At 68.0% G+C, this 19553-nt stretch carries 14 protein-coding genes; 2 read left to right on the top strand and 12 right to left on the bottom strand.

Annotation, left to right across the window (positions count from 1 at the left end):
* Positions 1 to 45 precede the first annotated feature (45 nt).
* A complete protein-coding gene (locus AC6H42_RS32180; protein WP_497549843.1) occupies positions 46 to 1515 on the top strand; it encodes an aldehyde dehydrogenase family protein in 1470 nt (489 codons plus the stop codon).
* Positions 1516 to 1534: 19 nt separating this feature from the next.
* Here AC6H42_RS32180 and AC6H42_RS32175 read toward each other — a convergent pair whose 3' ends face one another.
* Entirely contained in the window at positions 1535 to 1981 is a 447-nt protein-coding gene (locus tag AC6H42_RS32175; protein ID WP_057158849.1) for a hypothetical protein, read from the bottom strand.
* Between the two features lie 98 nt (positions 1982 to 2079).
* Positions 2080 to 2781, bottom strand: coding sequence for a PEP_CTERM-anchored TLD domain-containing protein (locus AC6H42_RS32170; protein WP_200954129.1), 702 nt, complete (start codon positions 2779 to 2781; stop codon positions 2080 to 2082).
* A 107-nt stretch (positions 2782 to 2888) separates the two neighbouring features.
* Here AC6H42_RS32170 and AC6H42_RS32165 point away from each other — a divergent pair, with 107 nt between their 5' ends.
* Positions 2889 to 3764, top strand: coding sequence for a heparin lyase I family protein (locus tag AC6H42_RS32165; protein WP_497549842.1), 876 nt, complete (start codon positions 2889 to 2891; stop codon positions 3762 to 3764).
* Between the two features lie 34 nt (positions 3765 to 3798).
* On the opposite strand, the gene AC6H42_RS32160 is transcribed toward AC6H42_RS32165, so the two are convergent.
* From AC6H42_RS32160 to AC6H42_RS32115, 10 genes are all read right to left on the bottom strand, one after another.
* Positions 3799 to 4290 carry a MarR family winged helix-turn-helix transcriptional regulator gene (locus AC6H42_RS32160; protein ID WP_057158852.1) on the bottom strand — a complete coding sequence of 164 codons (492 nt, stop codon included), beginning with the start codon at positions 4288 to 4290 and terminating at the stop codon, positions 3799 to 3801.
* 16 nt (positions 4291 to 4306) lie between these two features.
* A complete protein-coding gene (locus tag AC6H42_RS32155) occupies positions 4307 to 5962 on the bottom strand; it encodes an AMP-binding protein (protein WP_057158853.1) in 1656 nt (551 codons plus the stop codon).
* A 90-nt stretch (positions 5963 to 6052) separates the two neighbouring features.
* Complete coding sequence (locus AC6H42_RS32150) at positions 6053 to 6775, bottom strand: response regulator (RefSeq protein ID WP_057158854.1); 723 nt, start codon at positions 6773 to 6775, stop codon at positions 6053 to 6055.
* A gap of 102 nt (positions 6776 to 6877) precedes the next feature.
* Positions 6878 to 11890, bottom strand: a complete 5013-nt coding sequence (locus AC6H42_RS32145) for a two-component regulator propeller domain-containing protein (RefSeq protein WP_497549841.1) — start codon at positions 11888 to 11890, stop codon at positions 6878 to 6880.
* A 39-nt stretch (positions 11891 to 11929) separates the two neighbouring features.
* Positions 11930 to 13099: a patatin-like phospholipase family protein gene (locus AC6H42_RS32140; protein ID WP_057158855.1), complete on the bottom strand. Its 1170-nt coding sequence runs from the start codon at positions 13097 to 13099 to the stop codon at positions 11930 to 11932.
* Between the two features lie 18 nt (positions 13100 to 13117).
* A complete protein-coding gene (gene ggt, locus AC6H42_RS32135; protein ID WP_497549840.1) occupies positions 13118 to 14881 on the bottom strand; it encodes a gamma-glutamyltransferase in 1764 nt (587 codons plus the stop codon).
* 72 nt (positions 14882 to 14953) lie between these two features.
* Entirely contained in the window at positions 14954 to 15712 is a 759-nt protein-coding gene (locus tag AC6H42_RS32130; RefSeq protein WP_497549839.1) for a 3-hydroxyacyl-CoA dehydrogenase, read from the bottom strand.
* Between the two features lie 93 nt (positions 15713 to 15805).
* On the bottom strand, positions 15806 to 16282 hold the full coding sequence (locus AC6H42_RS32125) for a hypothetical protein (protein WP_497549838.1): 477 nt from the start codon (positions 16280 to 16282) through the stop codon (positions 15806 to 15808).
* 157 nt (positions 16283 to 16439) lie between these two features.
* Positions 16440 to 18623 carry a sodium-translocating pyrophosphatase gene (locus AC6H42_RS32120; RefSeq protein WP_057158859.1) on the bottom strand — a complete coding sequence of 728 codons (2184 nt, stop codon included), beginning with the start codon at positions 18621 to 18623 and terminating at the stop codon, positions 16440 to 16442.
* Between the two features lie 217 nt (positions 18624 to 18840).
* A partial coding sequence (locus tag AC6H42_RS32115) for a methyl-accepting chemotaxis protein (protein ID WP_497549837.1) occupies positions 18841 to 19553 on the bottom strand: 713 nt, incomplete at its 5' end.

Raw genomic sequence — 19553 nt, 5'->3', positions numbered from 1 at the left:
CGGGACCGTGCTACGCTGACTGCTTCTTTCTTCACGTCTGCCGCCATGAGCGAAGCCCTGCACGCTGTCCCTGCCCTGCCCTCAGGTGAATCCGATCCCCTCGACATCCAGGCCGCGTTCGATGCGCAGCTGGCCACTGCGCTGGCGTGGCGCACCTCGACGGCCGAGGAGCGGCTGCGCCGCATCGGCCGCCTGCGCGACGCCATGCTGGCCCAGCGCGAGGCCTTCTACGCCGCTTTCGCGCAGGATTACCGCAAGCCGCCGGCCGAAGTGGAGGCGTCCGAGTTCCTGCCGGTGATGGAAGAAATCCGCCAGGCGCTCGGCCGCCTGAAACGCTGGATGAAGCCACGCCCCATGTGGCCCACCACCACCATGCTCGGCACGCGCGCCTCGGTACGCTACCAGCCGCGCGGACGGGTGCTGATTGTCGCGCCGTGGAACTATCCGCTCAGCCTGTGCTTCGGGCCGCTGGTCTCGGCGCTGGCGGCCGGCAACACCGTCATCATCAAGCCGTCCGAGATGACGCCTGCCGTATCGGCGCTGATGGGCCGCATCATCGCCAGCGTGTTTCCGGCCCATGAAGTGGCCTTGTTCGAGGGCAGCCAGCCAACCGCGCGCGTCCTGCTGGACCTGCCCTTCGACCACATCTTCTTCACCGGCTCGCCTGCCGTCGGCAAACAGGTGATGGCGGCGGCGTCCAGGCACCTGGCCAGCGTGACGCTCGAGCTGGGCGGAAAATCGCCCACCATAATCGACGCCAGCGCCAACATCAAGCTGGCGGCGGAAACGCTAATGTGGGGAAAGTTCCTCAACAACGGCCAGACCTGCGTGGCGCCCGACCATGTGTATGTGCACGCGTCCGTGAAGGACGCTTTCGTAGATGCCTGCCGCGCGGTGCTGCAGCAACGCTACGGCGCCGGCGCCGCGGCGCAGCAAGCCAGTGCCGACCTGGCGCGGGTGGTGAACCGGCGCCATACGCAGCGCCTGGCGGCCTTGCTGGCCGATGCGCAGCGGCGCGGCGCGCGCCTGCTGGCGGGCGGCACAGTGGATGAGGAGCGCTGCTTTATCGCGCCCACCCTGCTGGACCAGATTCCAGCCGGCGCGGCGATATTGTCGGAGGAGATATTCGGGCCGCTGTTGCCCGTTATCGAATACACGGAACTGGAGGCGGTGATTGCTGCCATCAACGCGGCGCCCAAACCACTGGCGCTGTACGTGTGGAGCAGCGACCGGCGCGCGGTGCGCAAGGTGCTGGGGCAAACCAGTTCGGGCGGCGCTTGCGTCAACCATTGCGTGGCGCATTTCGCGCATGGCAATCTGCCGTTCGGCGGGGTCAATCATTCCGGCATGGGCAGCGCGCACGGAGTGCACGGCTTCAAGGCGTTCTCGCACCAGCGTGCGCTGCTGCGCGCCTCGCCGCTGATGCTGATCAAGCTGTTCTTCCCGCCCTACACCAGGCAGCGCACCTTCCTGATGCGCAAGATCGTCGACGCGCTGCGCCTGCCCATGCTGTGAACCGCAGGCGGACCCGCAATCAGGCCGGCTGCAGCGCGCGCTCCAGCACGTGCGACAGGGTGGCGGCCAGGTGCGGCTCGGCGCCGTCCGCCAGCGCCAGCTTGCCGCTGAAATAGCGCAGGCCGCCGCTGGCACGCTCGGCCACCAGCGAGGCGTCGCCGTCGCGTGGAATGCGCAGGCTGACGGTCAGCAAGCTGTCCGGCGCGCCGCGCGGGCGCACGTCCAAGGTCATGCCGGCGTGGGTGTCGAACAGCTTGCGGCTGGACTGGCATACCAGGCTGCCGCCGAATGCGCGCGCAATCACGGCGTTGCAGCTGCGCAGCGCCGCATCGGCACGGCGCGCCAGGCCGGCGCGCACGGCGCCGGCTTCGGCCAGCCCGGCCATACGCTGTTCTTCAGCGAGCATCAGCTCGTCCTCCATCTGCTCCAGCATCAGCAGGATGTCGTCTTTATTTAAGTTACTCATGGGAAATATATATTTCCAAATGACAATGACAGATGCAGTATATCACTTGGAACCCGCGCGTCCCCGCAAAATTTGCGCCGCGCGTTGTAAGTTGGTGTTCAGCGCGCCTTGCGACAGGCGTACGCCATCGCGCCCAAGCCCGCCACCAGCAGCGCCAGCGTGGCCGGCTCGGGCACTTCGCGCACCGCGTAGACCTCCATCGCCGAGTAGGTGAACTGGCCGGTGCCCGCCAGGCTGCCGCCGAACGGTTCGGCACCCGGTTCGAAGCTGTAGTAGGAAGTCAGATAGGAACTGCCGCCGGTGGTCAGGTCGTCGGTCACCAGCAAGTCGGCGCCGCTGCCGAAGGAGGGGCCGCACTGCTCGCAGTTGTAGGTCTGGTGCGAACCGTAGTCGGGCACGCCCTGGTCCGGCGGCGTGGGCACCTGGCGGTACACGTGGTTGGCCGTGGCGTTGAAGATGAAGGCGGTGCGCTCCGACTCCGGCAGCGTCACATGGTCGCCGTCGGTCGAGCTCCAGCTTTGCGGGTTGTAGCCGCCGATCAGCCAGCTATTGCCGGCGCTGTCGCGCGCCATCAGCAGGGTAAACGTGGCGCCCTTGCCGTCGGCCGCAGCGTGGAAATCCTTGGCCGTGTCGCCGTCCTTGCGCACGAACACCGAGTCCAGTTGCGCGTTGGGCTTGCCCAACCAGCCCAGAAGCTGGGTCTTCAATTCCGTCGTCATGATAGGCGTGGCATGCGCCGGCACCGCCCCCAGACACCAGAGCAGTCCCGCCAGAACGGCGGTCCTCACAGCGTTCAACATTCCAGCCTCCATCGATTCTTGCAAAAGATTTAACATTAGCACAACGGTGCGCGCCTGTCGCCACGATTGGCATATCATGCCGGGCCCATCCAAATGGAGACCCTCGCATGCGTTTTATCGCCGTAGCGCTGATGCTCAGCGCCGCCCTGCCCGCATCCGCCCAGCTCATAGCGGGCCTGGGCGGGGAGATCGACACCATGGAAGCCACCCCGCTGCCGCTGCCGCCCAAGGGCGGCGTGCAAGATGAAATCAACCGCAACGCCGGGGCCAGCCTGCGCCGCTTCGACCGCTTCTACACGCTCAACGCAGGCAATCCATCCAACGTCACCTTGGTGCCGGACCCGGCCAACGGCCGCCGCAACGTGTTCCATATGGTGCTGCGAAATACCGACCCCGACAGTGCCGGCGCCAAGCGCACCGAGGTTGTACCCACCTACGAGTATATGCGCCAGGGCGTGCGCTGGTACGCGGCCAGTGTGTATTTTCCAACGGATTGGGTCACAGAATCCGAGCCGGGCCGGCCGGTTGTGGTATTCCAGTTGAACAGCGCCAAAGGCGTGTTCGCCGGCCCGCCGCCCATGGCGCTGGAGGCGAGCGACGGGCTGCTGCGGCTGCACACCACGGCCAACCACCGCAATGCGACCGACACCACCGTCCCCACCAGGGCCAACGCCTCCGTCAAGACCGTGGTGCTGGACAAGCTGCGGCTGGGGCAGTGGTACTGCTTCGTGGTGCGAGCCGACTGGCAGCACAGACTGGGCGCCGGCGCGCTGCAGTTGTGGATGAACGGCGAGCCAGCCTACGCCACCAACAACCTGAGCAGCCACTACGCCAACGAGCTGGGCAATTTCCCCAAGACCGGCCTCTACCAGCCGGGCACCATGCACGTCGCGTCGCGCCACGTGTACACGGACTTCGTCCACATCGGCGCGGCCGACAGTACCATGGAGGAGCTGTACGCGCGCACGCCGTGCGCCGGCTGATGCCAGCGCCGAAGCACCGGAAACGAGGCCGGCCCTAGGGCGCGTTCAGGTGGCGCTTCATCTGCGACAGCAGTTCGATCAACTGGCCCTTGTCGTCGGCGGACATCGGCTGCAGCAGTTCAGCCACCCAGCCTTCATGCACCGCGGCCATGTCGGCGAAGGCGCTGCGGCCCTCCGGCGTGAGCTTGACGCTGTAGGCGCGGCCGTCCTTCGGATCGGGCACGCGCACCACCAGCCTTTCCTGCTCCAGCTGGTCGGTGATGCCGGTGATATTGCCGCCGGTGACCATCATGCGCTTGGACAGTTCGCCCATGCGCATGCCATCCGGATGGCGCTCCAGCTGCGCCATCAAATCGAAGCGCGGCAGGGTGATGCCGAAGGTGGCGCGCAGGCGGCTGCGGATTTCGTTTTCGATCTTCACCGTGCATGAGAGCATGCGCAGCCACAGCTTGAGCGACTGGTGGTGGTCCTGCGTCAGGCGGCTGGCCAGGTCCAGGTCGTGGTCAGGGTGGTCCGATAGTGGCATAGGTATCCTTGTTCACTTACATTGCGCGCAGCTTGAAGCGCTGCAGCTTGCCCGTTTCGGTGCGCGGCAAGGCGGGCAGGAATTCGATGGCGCGCGGATATTTGTACGGCGCGATCTGCCCTTTCACGAACTCCTGCAGTTCGGCCGCCAGTTGCGGCGAGGCCTCGTGGCCGGGCTTGAGCACCACGTGCGCCTGCACGATCTGGCCGCGCTCCTGGTCCGGCTTGCCGACCACGCCGCATTCGGCCACCGCCGGGTGGCGCAGCAGCGCATCCTCCACCTCCGGCCCGGCGATGTTGTAGCCGGCCGAGATGATCATGTCGTCGGTGCGGGAGCGGTAGAAGAAATAGCCATCCGCATCCATTTCATAGGCGTCGCCGGTAAGGTTCCAGCCCTGGTGGACATAGTCGCGCTGGCGTTCGTCGGCCAGGTAGCGGCAGCCGGTCGGCCCTTTCACTGCCAGGCGCCCGGTCACGCCGGGCCCCACTGGATTGCCGTCGCGGTCCAGGATGCAGGCCTGATAGCCCGGCACCGGCTTGCCGGTGGCGCCGGGACGGATGTCGTCGTCCGCCGCCGAAATGAAGATATGCAGCATCTCGGTGGCGCCGATGCCGTCTATCATGCGCAGGCCGGTGGCCTGCTGCCACGCTTCGCGCGTGGCCAGCGGCAGCGCCTCGCCGGCCGACACGGATTTCGCCAGGCTGGAGAGGTCGTAGCCGGCGGCCAGCGGCGCCATCTGGCGGTAGAAGGTCGGTGCGGTGAAGCACACGGTGGCGCGGTATTGCGCGATCGCCTGCAGCAGCGTTTCCGGCGTCAGCTTTTCGAGCAGCACGGTGGCCGCGCCGACCCGCAAAGGGAACAGCAGCAGGCCGCCCAGGCCGAAGGTAAAGGCCAGCGGCGGCGTGCCGATGAAGGTGTCGCCGCGCTGCGAGCGCAGCACCGAACGCGGAAAGCAGTCGCAAATGGCCAGCACATCGCGGTGGAAGTGCATGGTGCCCTTGGGGACGCCGGTGGTCCCGGAAGTAAAGCTGATCAGGCAGATGTCGTCGGCTGCCGTATCGCAGGCGTCGAAGCGGGCCGGCTGGCGCGCCATCAGCGCTTCCAGCGAGGCGGCATCGGCATCGGCATCGGCATCGGCATCGGCGTTGAACCACACCACGCTGGCTGGCAGGCCGGGCGCCGCTTCCAGTTCGGCGCGCAGGCCGTCGGCGCACAACACGGCGTTGACCGCCGCCTTGGCCATGATGGCGCCCAGTTCGCGCGCGCGCAGCAGCGGCATGGTGGGCACCGCCACCAGTCCGGCCTTCAGCACCGCCAGCACGGCAGCCGCCATCATCGGATTGTTCGCCCCGCGCAGCAGCACGCGGTTGCCGGTCTTCAGGCCCATGGGGCCGCGCAGCACGTGGGCGATGCGGTCCACCTGCTCCAGCAGATGGGCGTAACTCCAGCTCCCGCCGGCGAAGCGGACGGCGGTGCGCCCGCCCTCCCCGGCCGCCACGGCGCGGTCCAGCAGTTCGGCCACGCAGTTCAAGCGTTCAGGGTAAGCCAGTTCGGGAAGGTCGAAGCGCAGCTCGGGCCACAGCGCCGGCGCTGGCAGGTGGTCGCGCGCGAAAGTGTCTTCGTGTGCGCTGGCGTTAAGCCCCGCTGAGGGTGCGGCGTTGGGTCTGTTCATGGTCGCCCCGGATGGATGGTCGGTTCAAGTCAGCCTGTCAGGCTTACTTTAAACCTGAACTATCCTGGGAACAAGCGGATTCAAATGGATTCAGTTGCCGCCGCCGATGGACTTGCGCACCAGCGCCGACTGGTGGATGACGGCGCGGATCACGTCCGACAGCACGGCTTGCACCGCGTCGCTGGACAGGAAGCCGGGAGCGAAACTTTTCAGCGCTGCCGCCGCACCGTTCAGGCCCAGCGTGACGCAACCCGCGTGCAGGCGGTCGATACGGGTTTGCGCCTCCTGCTGCTCGCCGCGCGCGAACAGCGCGTCCAGTTCGCCGCTGGCCACGGTGAGCTGGTTCTGGAAGCCGGTCAGGTAGACCAGCAGGCGGTCGGCGTTGATGCCGAGCCGCAGCTGGGTGGCGGAAGGCGCTTCGGCCAGGTGCTCATAGCCGCTGGCGGCCTGGTCGAGGAAGGCGGTGAGGTGGATGCGCACCTGGTCGGCCTGGAAGGGCTTGACGATGTAGCCGGCCGCGCCGGCCTTGGTGGCCTGCTGTACGGTTTCCTTGTCGGTGGCCGAGGAGACCAGCACGAAAGGCACGGAAGTCAGTGCATGGTCGCCTTTGACGCGCTGCAGCAATTCCATGCCCGACAGGCGCGGCATGCGCAGGTCGCAAAAGACGATCGCGGGCCGCAGGCCGTTTTCCAGCTGCTGCCAGGCATCCGCCCCATCCTCCGCTTCCACGATGTCGAATTTTCCGCAGCTGTCGATCAGGTGCATCAGCACCATGCGCGACACCACGTCGTCGTCCACTACCAAAACTTTCATGTAACTCTCCAGTGCCCCGCCGCATCCGTTCCGATGCGCGCTGTCAGTCAGTGTGGCCGTTCTGTGGCACTGGCGTCAATATACCCGATAAGACCGCCCCTGTCAGTCCGGTTGTGTCAGTCCGGCAATACCGGCGATGCCGCTGGTTCCGGCCAGTCCCGCCAGCAGCGCGCGCAGTTGCGGCATCTGCCCGCCGACATCGTCCCACGCGGCGCGGTCGGCGCACTGTTCCAGTTCGCCGCACAGATCGCGCAGCTCCGGTTCGTCCAGGTAGGCCGCGCTGCCCTTCATGCCGTGGAACAGGCGCGCCGCGCCGTCGGCGTCGCCGGCCTGGATGGCGTCGTCCAGGTCCACCAGGCGCGCCGGCAAGTCCGCCAGGAAGGCCGCGCGCAGGCGCGCCTTCAAGGGATCGTCATCATGTCCGCGCGCCGCGCCCTGCAGGGCCGGCACCGACGGTGCGACCGGCGCCGCCGGCACGCCGAACATGGCGTCCAGTTCGTCCACGCTGGGCGCGCGCGGCGCCATGCGCGGCAGCGCGATGCCGCGCTGCAGCTGGCGCTCGATGGCGCGGCTAAGCTGGTAATGCAGCGCCGCCTCGTCGATCGGCTTGGTCAGGAAATCGTCCATGCCGGCCGCCAGGTAGCGGCTGCGGTCTTCCTCGCTGGCGTTGGCGGTGAGCGCGATGATCATCAGTTCCTGGTCGCGCACCGGCGCGCCGTCCGGGCCGCCCTCGCGGATCAGGCGCGTGGCCGTGGGGCCGTCCATCTCAGGCATGCGGCCGTCCATCAAAATCAGGTCGTAGCGCGTGCGCGCGCAGGCCGCCACCGCCAGCAGGCCGTTGGCGGCGATGTCGACCTTGTGGCCCAGTTCCTCCAGCATCATGCGGATGATGATCTGGTTGGTGGGGAAGTCTTCCGCGCACAGCACCCGCAGCTGGTGGCTGTGCGGCTCGCGCGGCATGTGCACCACCACCGGCGGCGCCACGCCGTCGGCCAACGGCAGCTCGAAGGTAAACACGCTGCCCACGCCGGGCGTGCTGGCCACGCGGATCTCGCCGCCCATCAGCTCCACCAGCTGGCGGCAGATCGCCAGTCCCAGGCCGGTGCCGCCGTAGCGGCGCGTGGTGGTGGTGTCGGCCTGCTCGAACTTCTGGAACAGGCGCGGCATGGCGTCGGCCGGGATGCCGATGCCAGTGTCCTCCACCGTGAAGCGGATCAGGTTGGCGCCGGCGGCCGTTAAGGCCGGGCCGGCGGATCGCTGCTCCCGCAACAGCTCCACCCGCAGCCGCACTTCGCCGCGCTGGGTGAACTTGAAGGCGTTGCCCACCAGGTTCACCAGCACCTGGCGCAAGCGGGTGGGATCGCCCAGCACGTACAGCGGCAAGTCGTCGTCCAGCTCCACCTCGAAGCCGACGCTGTAGGCGGCGGCCTGCTCGCCGAACAGCGCGGCCACATTCTGCACCATGGCGCCCAGCGCGAAGTCGATATTCTCGATGGTCAGCTTGCCCGCCTCGATCTTGGAGAAATCCAGCAGGTCGTTGATGATGCCCAGCAGCGCCTGGGCGTTCACCTGCGCCCGTTCGATCTGCTCGCGGGTGGCGTCCTGCAAGGTCGGATCGCGCAGCGCGAAGCCCTGCATGCCGATCACGCCGGCCAGCGGCGTGCGCATCTCGTGGCTCATATTGGCCAGGAATTCGGACTTCTGGCGCGTGGCGTCCTCCGCCTTCTGCTTGGCGTAGCGCAGGCGCTCCTCGTTGTCCTGCAAGGCGCGGTTGGCCAGCGCCAGTTCCTCGGTGTGCAGCCGCACCTTGGCCTGCTGCTGCATCAGTTCGCCCTGCGTTTCGCGCAGCTCCTGCAGCGTTTCCTCCAGGCGCTGGTAGGCCAGCGCATTATCCAGCGACACGGCCGCATGCGCGGCCAGCGTCTGCAGCATGTCCAGGTGCACCTGGCGGTAGGCGTTCTTTTCCTTGCTCTGCACCGACAGCACGCCCACCACGCGGTCATTGACGATCAGCGGCGTGTACAGCATGGACTGCGCGTAATCGGGCTCGGTGCCGTCGGCCAGCGGCACCGGCTTGAGCTTTTCCAGGCCGGCCGGCCCCATGTAGCGGCTGTACTCGGCGAAGAAGTCGTTGATGAAGATATCGTTGCGCTGGTACCAGCACCACACGGCCAGCTGGTCCGGGTCGTGCACGTCGCGGCTGTAAGGCAGGCTGCGCACCCCGCGCTCCATCGAGAACGGGAATTCCAGGATGCCCTCTTCCTCGCGGTAGAAGCCGACCCCGAACATGTGGGTATCCATCAGGTGGCGCACGTGGCGGTACAGCGTGCGCATGGCTTTCTCGATGTCCAGCGTGGCGCTCATCTCGCGCCCGATCTCGCTGAGCACCGAGATGTTGCGGTGCGCCTGCTCCACCGCCTCTTTCTGCAGCTCCACTTCCTGCTTCTGGCGTTCGGCGTCCATGCGGCGCTGCTCGGCCTCGGCGCGCTGCGCCTCCGCTTCCACCCGGCGCCGTTCCAGTTCCGTCTTCTGCTGCTGCAGCAGCTGGTTCTTCAGCTCCACTTCGGCCGTGCGCAGGCCCACCTGCTGCTCCAGGCGCGTCTTCTGGCCGCGCAGCTGGCGCATGCGCACGCGGTACACGCCGTAGGCGCTGCCCAGCAGCAGCAGCGCCACGCCGCCGCGGAACCACCAGGTTTTCCACGGCGGCGGCAGGATGGTGATTTCCAGCGTGGCCGCGTTGTCGTTCCAGATGCCGTCCTTGTTGGCAGCCTTCACGCGGAACACGTAGCGGCCCGGATCAAGGTTGGTGTAGGTGGCGAAGCGCTTGGCGGCGTCGGTCACCACCCAGTCCTGGTCGAAGCCCAGCAGCTGGTAGGCGTAGCGGTTGCGCTGCGGGGCGGCGTAGTGCAGCGCCGCGAACTCCAGCGAGAACACCGAGTCCTCTTCGCGCAGGGTCAGCGCGGCGGTGTGCTCGATGGCGCTTTTGAGCACGCTCGCTGCGCCGTCCTGGCCGGCCTTGACGGACTTGTTGAAGATCTGGAAATCGGTGATGGCCACGGTGGGTGCCACGCTGTTCTCGCGGATCTCGGACGGCGCGAACGCGGTCACGCCGTTGAAACCGCCGAAGTACATGGTGCCGTCCGGCGCGCGCAGCGCCGCGCCGTCGAAATAAGCGCCCTCGATGGTGCCGTCGGCGCCGGCGTAGTTGCGCATCTGGCCGGTCTGCACCGTCAGGCGTGTGATGCCGGTATTGGTGCTCAGCCACAGGTTGCCCTGCCCGTCGTCCAGGATGGCGGCCACCGCGTCGTCGGCCATGCCGTCCTTGCGCTGGTAGCGCTTGAAGCGCACCGTGCCGTCGGCGGCCTGCTCCATGCGGTTCAAGCCGCCCGCCGTGCCGACCCAGATCACGCCCTGCTTGTCCTCGTACAGGTAGTGCACCTCGTCGTGGCTGAGCGACGTGGGGTCTTTCGGGTTGTGATGGAAGTGGCGGAAGCGGCCGGTCTGCCGGTCCAGCAAATCCAGGCCGTTGAAGGTGCCCACCCACAGCGCGCCGCGCCGGTCCTCCAGCAGGGGCCGCACCACGTTGTCGGCCAGGCTGTTGCTGTCGGCCGGGTCGTGGCGGTAGGTTTTGGCGGCGCCGGTCTTCGGGTCGTAGCTATGCAGGCCGCCGCGCGTGGCCACCCACAGCACGCCGCTGCGGTCGCCCATGATGTTGCGCACGTTGTCGCCATCGGGGTCGCTGGGCCAGGCGCGCACCCGCTGGTAGCGGCGGGTCTCGGTGTCGAAGCGGCGCAGGCCGTTGCGTCCGCCCACCCACAGCGCGCTGCCGTTCCTGTCCTTCCACAGCGAGATCACCAGCGGATCGCGCACGTCGGCGAAATCGGGCGCCGGGTCGCGGAACACCTGGCCTTCGCCGCCGATCGGATCGTACAGCGTCAAGCCGTCGTTGTTGCCCAGCCAGAGCTTGCCGCCGCCGGCATCGACGATGGCGCGCACCTTGTTGTCGCTCAGCGAGCGGGGACGCTCGGCGTCGTGCACCAGGCGCGCGAAGCCGCCGCTGCCCAGGTCGACCCGGCTCACGCCGCTGTACCAGGTGCCCACCCACATGGTGCCCAGGCGGTCGCGGAACAGCGCCGACACATAGTTGTCGGCCAGGCTGTGCGGGTCCGTCACCTGGTGCCGGTACTGCACGAAGCGGCGCTCGGCCGGGCGCCAGCGGAACAGGCCCTCGGTCTGGCTGCCGGCCCACAGCGTGCCGTCGCGGTCCTGGTAGATGACCGTCACCACGCCCGGCTTGAGGCCCTCCTTCTCGCCCAGGCGGCGCCGCTGCGGCGTGTCGGCCCCGGCCGCCAGCTTCCATTGCTCGATGCCGGCCATGGTGCCTATCCACAGCGTGTGGTCCTTGTCCGCGAACAGCGACAGCACCGCCTCGAAGCGCGTGTCCGGCGCCGCCTCCACCTTGAAGTGGCGGAACGCCTGCGCGCCCGGCTCCAGCAGGTCCAGGCCGGCGGCCGTGCCGACCCACAGGCGGCCGTCGGCGTCGCGCGCCAGCGCGTTGACCTGGTCGCTGCCCAGGCTGCCCGGCAGCGCGGCGTCGTGGTGCCAATAGGTGTAGCGGCCGCTGGCCGGATCGAAATGCTGCAGCCCGTCCGAGGTGCCGATCCACAGGCCGCCCTTGCCGTCGTCGACGATGGCGCGCACGTGGCGGTTGCCGTTGCCGCGCTTGGCCGGCTCGCTGGGCGGAAAATGCGTGAAACTCTGCGTCAGCGGCTCGTAACGGTCCAGGCCGCCGTCGGTGCCGATCCACATGCGGCCGGTGCGGTCCATGTGCAGCACGCGCACCCAGTTGTCGGCCAGGCTGCGCGGATCGGACACCGAATTGCGGTAAGTGATGATGCGGGCGCCGTCGTAGCGGCTCAAGCCGGCCTGGCTGCCGAACCACATGAAGCCCTGCTGGTCCTGCGCCACCGCCAGCACCGATTCCTGCGCCAGGCCGTCCTCCACGTCCAGCTGCTCGAAGCGCAAGGTGCGCGGCGGCGCGGCGGCATCGGCCGGCACGGCCGGCAGCACGCCGCCGGCCAGCACGGCGGCAGGGAGCAGTGCCCGACAGAGCACTCGGCGGAGAAGACGGCGGAAAGACAGCACGGAACAGACCTAGCTATTGAAGAAGGCCAGCACATCGGCCTTGCGCGCATGCGTGTCGCGCTGGCCTAGCCGGATTAGCTCGCAAGTATACGTGGATTCGAACAGCAGGTAGGAAGCCAGCGAGGAGCCGCGTGTTTCGGTGGCGCCTATGCCCGACAGCATGGTGCGGATCGGCGCCGGCAAGCTGCCGATGTGGCGGCTGGCGATATCGTCCAGCCGCTCGGACGGGGCGATCACCAGCAGCTGCACCGGCTTGAGCGGCGTCTGCGCCAGGTACTCGGGCGGCAGCAGCGACAAGGTCTTGTTGATGCGCTCCAGGCGCTCGATGTCGACCGCCAGGCTGTCGAGGAAAATCGAGGACAGCGCGTGGCCGGCGATCTGCGCCAGGCTGGGATAGCGCGCCGTCTCGGTGCGCTGCGCGGCCGGCTCGTGCAGGCGGCCTGCGCCGATCACCAGCACCTTGTCGGCGCCCAGGTGGATGGCCGGCGAGATCGGCGCCAGCTGGCGCATCGAACCGTCGCCGCAATATTCGTGCTGGCCGCCCAGGTACAGCGGCGTGGCCGGGAAGATGAAGGGAATCGCCGACGACGCCAGCAGGTGTTCGACGCCGATCTGGTCCTGCATGGCCACGCGCTGGGTGCGCACCCACGGCGCGATCTCGGCGGCGGTCTGGAAAAAGGTGACGTGCTGGCCGCCGGTGTAGGACGAGGCGGTGACGGCCAGCGCGTGCAGCAGGCCCTCCTGCAGCACCATGTCCAGGCGCGGCAGGTCCAGCATGCGGTGCAGCAGGCTGACCAGCGGCGTGTTGTCGAGCAGGGAGCGCGGCGGCGCGGCGCGCCATTTGCGCAGCAGCCAGCCGAAGGACAGCAGCGACAGCCAGCGCGCGCCGGAACGGATCACGCCCAGCGAATCGGCGCGGTAGACCTGTTCGGCCGAAAAATTGAGCCACACGTCGAGCAGCTTTTGCACGCCTTCGCTGAAGTTGTCGGCGCGGCAGGCCAGCGCGGTGGCGTTGATGGCGCCGGCCGAGGTACCGCAGATGATGTTGAACGGATTGCGTGAAGGCGGCCAGCCTTCTTCCCACAGGATCGCGTTAATCGCTTGCAGCACTCCCACCTGGTAAGCGGCGCGCGCGCCGCCGCCGGAAAGGATCAGGCCTGTTTTCTTTTTCATTCCCATTTGTCAAGAGTAGCAGGGTCAGTCGCCGCGCACAACGCCTTCGCGGCGCGGGTCGGCGCCGCCGAACCACACTTCCTTGCCGTTGCGCGTGACGCGCATGATGCCCTGCAGGCCCGAATTCTGCTCATACTGGCGCACCTCGTGGCCGCGCGCCTTGAGCGCCGCCACCACGTCCGGCGACACCCGTGCCGCTTCCAGCTCGGTGGGGCCGTTGCGGCTGCCGAAGTTGGGCAGGCTGATGGCCTGCTGCACGTCCAGCTTCCAGTCCAGGGTGCCGACCAGCACCTTGGCCACGTAGTTGATGATGGCCGAGCCGCCCGGCGAACCGGTCGACAGCACCAGCTTCCCGGTGGCCTTGTCGAACACCAGCGTGGGCGACATGGCGCTGCGCGGGCGCTTGCCCGGCTGCACGCGGTTGGCGATGGGGCCGTTCTCGTCCACCGAATCGAAAGAGAAGTCGGTCAGCTGGTTGTTCAGGATGAAGCCATCCACCATCTGGCGCGAGCCGAAGGCGTCTTCCACCGAGGTGGTCATGGAAATCACGTTGCCGTAGGCGTCGGCCACCGACAAGTGCGAGGTGGCCGGGCTTTCAATGGCAGTGTCCGCGCCCCACGCCACTTTCACGCTGTCCGGCACGCCGAAGCTGGCGCGTCCCATGGAGCGCTCGCCGATCAGGGCGGCGCGCTGCTGCAGGTAATGCTTGTCCAGCAGCGCCGCCGCGCCGTTGCCCGGCAGCGGCACGAAGTCGGTGTCGGCCAGGTAGCGCGCGCGGTCGGCGTAGGCCAGGCGGCCCGCCTCGGTGAACAGGTGGATCGCATCCGCGCCCAGCTGGCCGTTCACCGGCGCGTAGCGCTCGATGCCCTTGGTCTCCAGCACACCCAGCATCTGGGCGATGGCAATGCCGCCCGAGGACGGCGGCGGCATGCCGCACACGGTCCATGCCTTGTAGTCGGCGCACACGGGATCGCGCTGCCTGGGTCGGTAATCGGCGATGTCGGCAGCCGTCAGCAGGCCGGGGTTGGTCGGGTGCGAGGCCACCTTGGCGGCGATGTCGGCGGCGATGCGGCCCCGGTAGAAGGCGTCCGCGCCGCCCTTGGCCACCTCGCGCAGGGTGCGCGCCAGCTCGGGGTTCCTCAGCACATGGCCCACCGGCCAGGGCTGCTTGTCCTTGTCGTAGAAATAGGCGGCGGCCACCGGGTCGCGCACGATGTATTTGTCCCAGGTCAGCAGGCCGTTCAGGCGCGGGCTGACGGCAAAGCCGTTCTCTGCCAGCTTGATGGCGGGGCCGAACAGCGTGGCCCACGGCAGTTTGCCGTGCTCCTTGTGCGCCATTTCCAGCATGCGCAGCACGCCGGGGGCGCCGGTGGAGCGGCCGCCCACCACGCCCGCTTCGCGCGAGAGCGGCTTGCCGTTCGCATCCTGGAACAGCTTTTCGGTGGCGGCGGACGGCGCGGTTTCGCGGCCGTCGTAAGCCTGCACGCGCTTGCCGTCGAAGTGCATCACGAAGGCGCCGCCGCCGATACCGGACGATTGCGGCTCCACCAGCGTCAGCACCAGCTGGGTCGCGATGGCGGCGTCGATCGCGCTGCCGCCCTGCTTCAGTATCTCGTAGCCGGCGTTGGTGGCGTGCGGGTTGGCTGCCGCCACCATGAATTTCCCGGCGGTGACGCCGGTTTTTTCACTGTAGCCGGTGGCGATTTCGGGCGCGCGGTCCTGCGCGTGGACGGAAGGCACCAGCAGTGCGGGAAAGGCGGCCAGGGCCAGCGCGTGCAACTTGATCATGTAAGCTCCAAAAATAAATCGGGCGCGCAACCAAGGCTGCGCGCCCGATGACTGGAGCATCGTACCTGAAGTTTATTTCGGTTGCATGCGAATAGCGCCGTCCAGGCGGATGGTTTCGCCGTTCAGCATGACGTTTTCGATGATGGACTTGGCCAGCATCGCGTACTCGGAAGGCTTGCCGAGGCGCGGCGGGAACGGCACCATCTTGCCCAGCGCGTCCTGCACTTCGGCCGGCATGCCCAGCAGCATGGGGGTTTCGAAGATGCCGGGGGCGACGGTCATGACGCGGATGCCGCTGCGCGACAGGTCGCGCGCCATCGGCAAGGTCAGGCCGACCACGGCGGCCTTCGAGGCGCCGTAGGCGGCCTGGCCGATCTGGCCGTCGTACGCGGCCACCGATGCGGTGTTGATGATGATGCCGCGCTCGCCGTGTTCAGCCGCCTCGGTCTTGCCCATGGCGTCCGCCGCCAGGCGGCACATATTGAAGGTGCCCACCAGGTTGATGTTCACGGTGCGCTGGAACACCTCCAGCGGATGCGGGCCGTCCTTGCCCACGGTTTTCACGGCCGGCGCCACGCCGGCGCAATTGATTAGGCCGCGCAGGGTGCCCAGTGCGGCGGCAGCTTCCACCACGGCCTTGCCGTCCGCTTCCGATGTGACGTCGCACTTGACGAACACGCCCTTCAGTTCAGCCGCCAGCGCCTGGCCGGCTTCCGCCTGCACGTCCGCCAGCACCACCTTGCCGCCCGCTTCCACGATCATGCGCGCGGTCGAAGCGCCCAGGCCCGACGCGCCGCCGGTGATGATGAATACGTTGTCCTTGATTTGCATGTCTTCCCCTAGTCTGAGTTCGGCTGGATGTTCGTTCGATTGCTGCGCTTGCGCTTACTTTACGCTTACGTAAACGTAAGACCCGATTGTAGCTCAACATTGCACCCAATGGCCATCGCTTCGGCAGGGGCGGCCCGACGGGTCGAGCAGCACCGGCCCGGTGCCCTGGTAGCGGGTACCGTTGGCGTCGCGGCAGCCGGCAGCGTCGCAAGTGCCCAGCGGGCGGCTGGCCGGCGGCGCGACAGGGCCCGGGAGCGGCGTGTAGGCGCTGGCGGGCGGACGCGGCAGCTGGGGCGGCGGCTGGGACGGCGGCATGCTCAGGATGGCCTGCGGCACCGAACGGCGCTGGGTGAAATTGCGCGACGGCGCGGGACGGCAGGGTTCGACCAGCAGTTTCGTGCCGCCCGGGGCCAGCGAGCAGACCGGCAGCTTGCGGAACGCTTCGGCAGCCGCTGCGCCGCCCGACGCGTCCGGCACCACGCGCGGCAGCGCGGAACCGGGCTGTTGGGCGTGGGCGGCCGGGAACATGAGCTGGCAAAGGAGCAGCCCGGTGAACAGCGGAGTTTTCATGGCGTCCTCCCGCAGCGCGGAGATGAGCGCATGATAACGCGGCCCGGCCGGGCCTGGCGCACGCGGCACCACCGGCGCGCCCCGCAGGGCGGGTAGGCGGGGCGCCAAGCGTTCGCGGCGGCTCGGGCGGGGGACGCTGAGCTGCCCGCCCTATGGACTATTTGGGTGCCGGCTCGGCGGGAGGCGAGGCCACGGCCGGCTCGGCGGGCGCCATCAACGGCGGCGGCGGCGCGACGGCCGGCGCATGCATCGGCGCAGCAGCATGCGCCGGCGCCTGCGGCGTGACGGCCAGCCAGCCGGCCGCAGGCAGCAGCGGCACCAGCAGCAAGGCGACGATGTTGATGATCTTGATCAGCGGATTGACCGCCGGGCCGGCCGTGTCCTTGTACGGATCGCCCACGGTGTCGCCGGTCACCGCCGCTTTGTGCGCGTCCGATCCCTTGCCGCCGAAATTGCCATCCTCGATGTACTTCTTGGCGTTGTCCCAGGCGCCGCCGCCGGTGGTCATGGAAATGGCCACGAACAGGCCGGTGACGATGGTGCCCATCAGCAGGCCGCCCAGCGCTGCGGGCCCCAGCAGCATGCCCACCAGGATAGGCACCAGCACCGGCAGCAGCGAGGGAACGATCATTTCCCTGATGGCCGACGCGGTCAGCATGTCGACCGCCTTGTCGTATTCCGGCTTGCCGCTGCCGTCCATGATGCCCTTGATGTCGCGGAACTGGCGCCGCACCTCCACCACCACCGCGCCCGCCGCGCGCCCCACCGCTTCCATCGCCATGGCGCCGAACAGGTAGGGAATCAGGCCGCCGATGATCAGGCCCACGATCACCATCGGGTTGGACAGGTCGAACGTGATGCTCTTGCCCACCGACTCCAGCGCGTGCGTGTAGTCGGCGAACAGCACCAGCGCGGCCAGGCCGGCCGAGCCGATGGCGTAGCCCTTGGTGACGGCCTTGGTGGTGTTGCCCACCGCGTCCAGCGGGTCGGTAATCGCGCGCACCGAGTCGGGCATGCCGGACATTTCGGCGATGCCGCCGGCGTTGTCGGTGATCGGGCCGTAGGCGTCCAGCGCCACGATGATGCCGGCCATCGACAGCATGGACGTGGCGGCGATGGCAATGCCGTACAGGCCGGACAGCTGGTACGACACCAGGATGGCCGCGCACACGGCCAATACCGGATAGGCGGTCGATTTCATCGACACGCCCAGGCCGGCGATGATGTTGGTGCCGTGGCCGGTGGTGGACGCCTCGGCGATATGGCGCACCGGGTGGAAGTCGGTGCCGGTGTAGTACTCGGTGATGTAGACCATCAGCCCGGTCAGCACGATGCCCACCACGGTCGAGCCCATCATCTTGTAGCGCATGGCGTCGTCCGGCCACACTTGCCAGGTGACGGCGGCAAAGCCCACCAGCGACAGGCCTGCCGCCCACCATAGCCCGGTGTACAGCGCCGACATGATTTTCTTGCCTGGCTTGGCCTTGACCATGGAGCAGCCGACGATGGACGCCAGGATGGACACCGCGCCCAGCAGCAGCGGATAGACGATGGCCTGGGTCGGCGCATTGACGATCATCAGGGCGCCCAGCAGCATGGTGGCGATCAGGGTCACCACATAGGTTTCGAACAGGTCGGCCGCCATGCCGGCGCAGTCGCCGACGTTGTCGCCCACGTTGTCGGCGATCACGGCCGGATTGCGCGGGTCATCCTCCGGAATGCCGGCCTCCACCTTGCCCACCAGGTCGGCGCCCACGTCCGCGCCCTTGGTGAAGATGCCGCCGCCCAGCCGGGCGAAAATGGAAATCAGCGAGGCGCCAAAGGCCAGGCCGATCAGCGGCTTGATCACATCGTGCGGGGTCAGCTGGGGATTGGGGTAGCCGTTGGAGGCGAGGCTGGTCAGCATGGCGTAGAACAGCACCACGCCCAGCAGGCCCAGGCCCACCACCAGCATGCCGGTGATGGCGCCGCCCTTGAAGGCCACGTCGAGCGCCTCGTTCATGCCCTTGGTGGCCGCTTGCGCGGTGCGCACATTGGCGCGCACCGACACGTTCATGCCGATGAAGCCGCAGGCGCCGGACAGCACGGCGCCGATCAGGAAGCCGAGCGCGGTCTTGATGTCGAGCAGCGCGCCGATGGCGATCAGCAGCACCACCCCCACCAGCGCGATGGTCTTGTATTGCCGGCCCAGGTAAGCGGCAGCACCCTCCTGGATCGCAGTTGCTATTTCCTGCATGCGGGCGTTGCCGGCGTCCTGCTTCAAGATCCAGCTTCGGGCCCATAAACCATACACCACGGCGATCACGCCGCACGCCACTGCGAACCATAGGCTTGCTGTCATATTGTCCCCTTCGTTTGTTATCAAGCTCGACCACTACGACTTCGAAAGCCGGTCTTTTGGACCCGCTGCCAAACTGCGTACTGCACTGCGCTGATGCACCCGCCGCAGGACGGCGGGCCGAAAACAGAAGTTGAGGTCGAGTCTACAACAAACGTGGAAAATTAAGCAATTCACCTTTGAATTGATTTTTGCTCAATGTGGGGAATTTGTGAACAGCTCAAAACTCCTCCCACTCATCGTTCACCACCGGAGCGGCCTTGCGCGGCTGGGACGGCGCCGCGGCGCGCTCGATCAGCGGCGCGCGGCCGGCGCCGGACGACGGCGTCGCGGGCTGGGCCGCCGGCCTGGCCGGCGCGCGCTTGGCCAGCGTGGCGCGCACCGGCGCCACGCTGGCGCCGGACCGACGGCGCGCTGCGGCCGCCGCCGCCGATGCCACGCCAGCGCCGGCATGGCCGCCGTGCCGCATGCCGTCCAGCTTGAACACGCTGACCGCCTGCGCCAGTTCGCCGGCCTGGTCCTGCATGGACTGCGCGGCGGCGGCGGCCTGCTCCACCAGGGCCGCGTTCTGCTGGGTGGCGTTGTCCATTTCCGTGATCGCGCCGTTGACCTGGTCGATGCCCGCGCTCTGCTCCTGGCTGGCATGCGTAATGTCGCCCATGATGGCCGTAACGCGCTCGATGCTGGCCACAACCTCCTGCATCGTGGCGCCGGCCTGCGCCACCTGGCGGGTCCCGGCGCCGACCTTGTCGACCGAATCGCCGATCAGCGTCTTGATGTCGCGCGCCGCGGCCGCCGAGCGCTGCGCCAGGTTGCGCACCTCGGACGCCACCACCGCGAAGCCCCTGCCCTGCTCGCCCGCGCGCGCCGCTTCCACCGCCGCGTTCAGCGCCAGGATATTGGTCTGGAAGGCGATGCCGTCGATCACGCCAA

The organism is Massilia sp. NBRC 108631 (assembly GCF_059704565.1).
The sequence above is the reverse complement of the archived record's forward strand: the minus strand, read 5'-3'. Positions and strand labels throughout refer to the sequence as shown.

Excerpts from the sequence above, each read along its gene's own strand:
- AC6H42_RS32180 (WP_497549843.1), top strand. The coding sequence starts at position 46 with ATGAGCGAAGCCCTGCACGCTGTCCCTGCCCTGCCCTCAGGTGAATCC.
- AC6H42_RS32175 (WP_057158849.1), bottom strand. The coding sequence starts at position 1,981 with ATGAGTAACTTAAATAAAGACGACATCCTGCTGATGCTGGAGCAGATG.
- AC6H42_RS32170 (WP_200954129.1), bottom strand. The coding sequence starts at position 2,781 with ATGTTGAACGCTGTGAGGACCGCCGTTCTGGCGGGACTGCTCTGGTGT.
- AC6H42_RS32165 (WP_497549842.1), top strand. The coding sequence starts at position 2,889 with ATGCGTTTTATCGCCGTAGCGCTGATGCTCAGCGCCGCCCTGCCCGCA.
- AC6H42_RS32160 (WP_057158852.1), bottom strand. The coding sequence starts at position 4,290 with ATGCCACTATCGGACCACCCTGACCACGACCTGGACCTGGCCAGCCGC.
- AC6H42_RS32155 (WP_057158853.1), bottom strand. The coding sequence starts at position 5,962 with ATGAACAGACCCAACGCCGCACCCTCAGCGGGGCTTAACGCCAGCGCA.
- AC6H42_RS32150 (WP_057158854.1), bottom strand. The coding sequence starts at position 6,775 with ATGAAAGTTTTGGTAGTGGACGACGACGTGGTGTCGCGCATGGTGCTG.
- AC6H42_RS32140 (WP_057158855.1), bottom strand. The coding sequence starts at position 13,099 with ATGGGAATGAAAAAGAAAACAGGCCTGATCCTTTCCGGCGGCGGCGCG.
- ggt (WP_497549840.1), bottom strand. The coding sequence starts at position 14,881 with ATGATCAAGTTGCACGCGCTGGCCCTGGCCGCCTTTCCCGCACTGCTG.
- AC6H42_RS32130 (WP_497549839.1), bottom strand. The coding sequence starts at position 15,712 with ATGCAAATCAAGGACAACGTATTCATCATCACCGGCGGCGCGTCGGGC.
- AC6H42_RS32125 (WP_497549838.1), bottom strand. The coding sequence starts at position 16,282 with ATGAAAACTCCGCTGTTCACCGGGCTGCTCCTTTGCCAGCTCATGTTC.
- AC6H42_RS32120 (WP_057158859.1), bottom strand. The coding sequence starts at position 18,623 with ATGACAGCAAGCCTATGGTTCGCAGTGGCGTGCGGCGTGATCGCCGTG.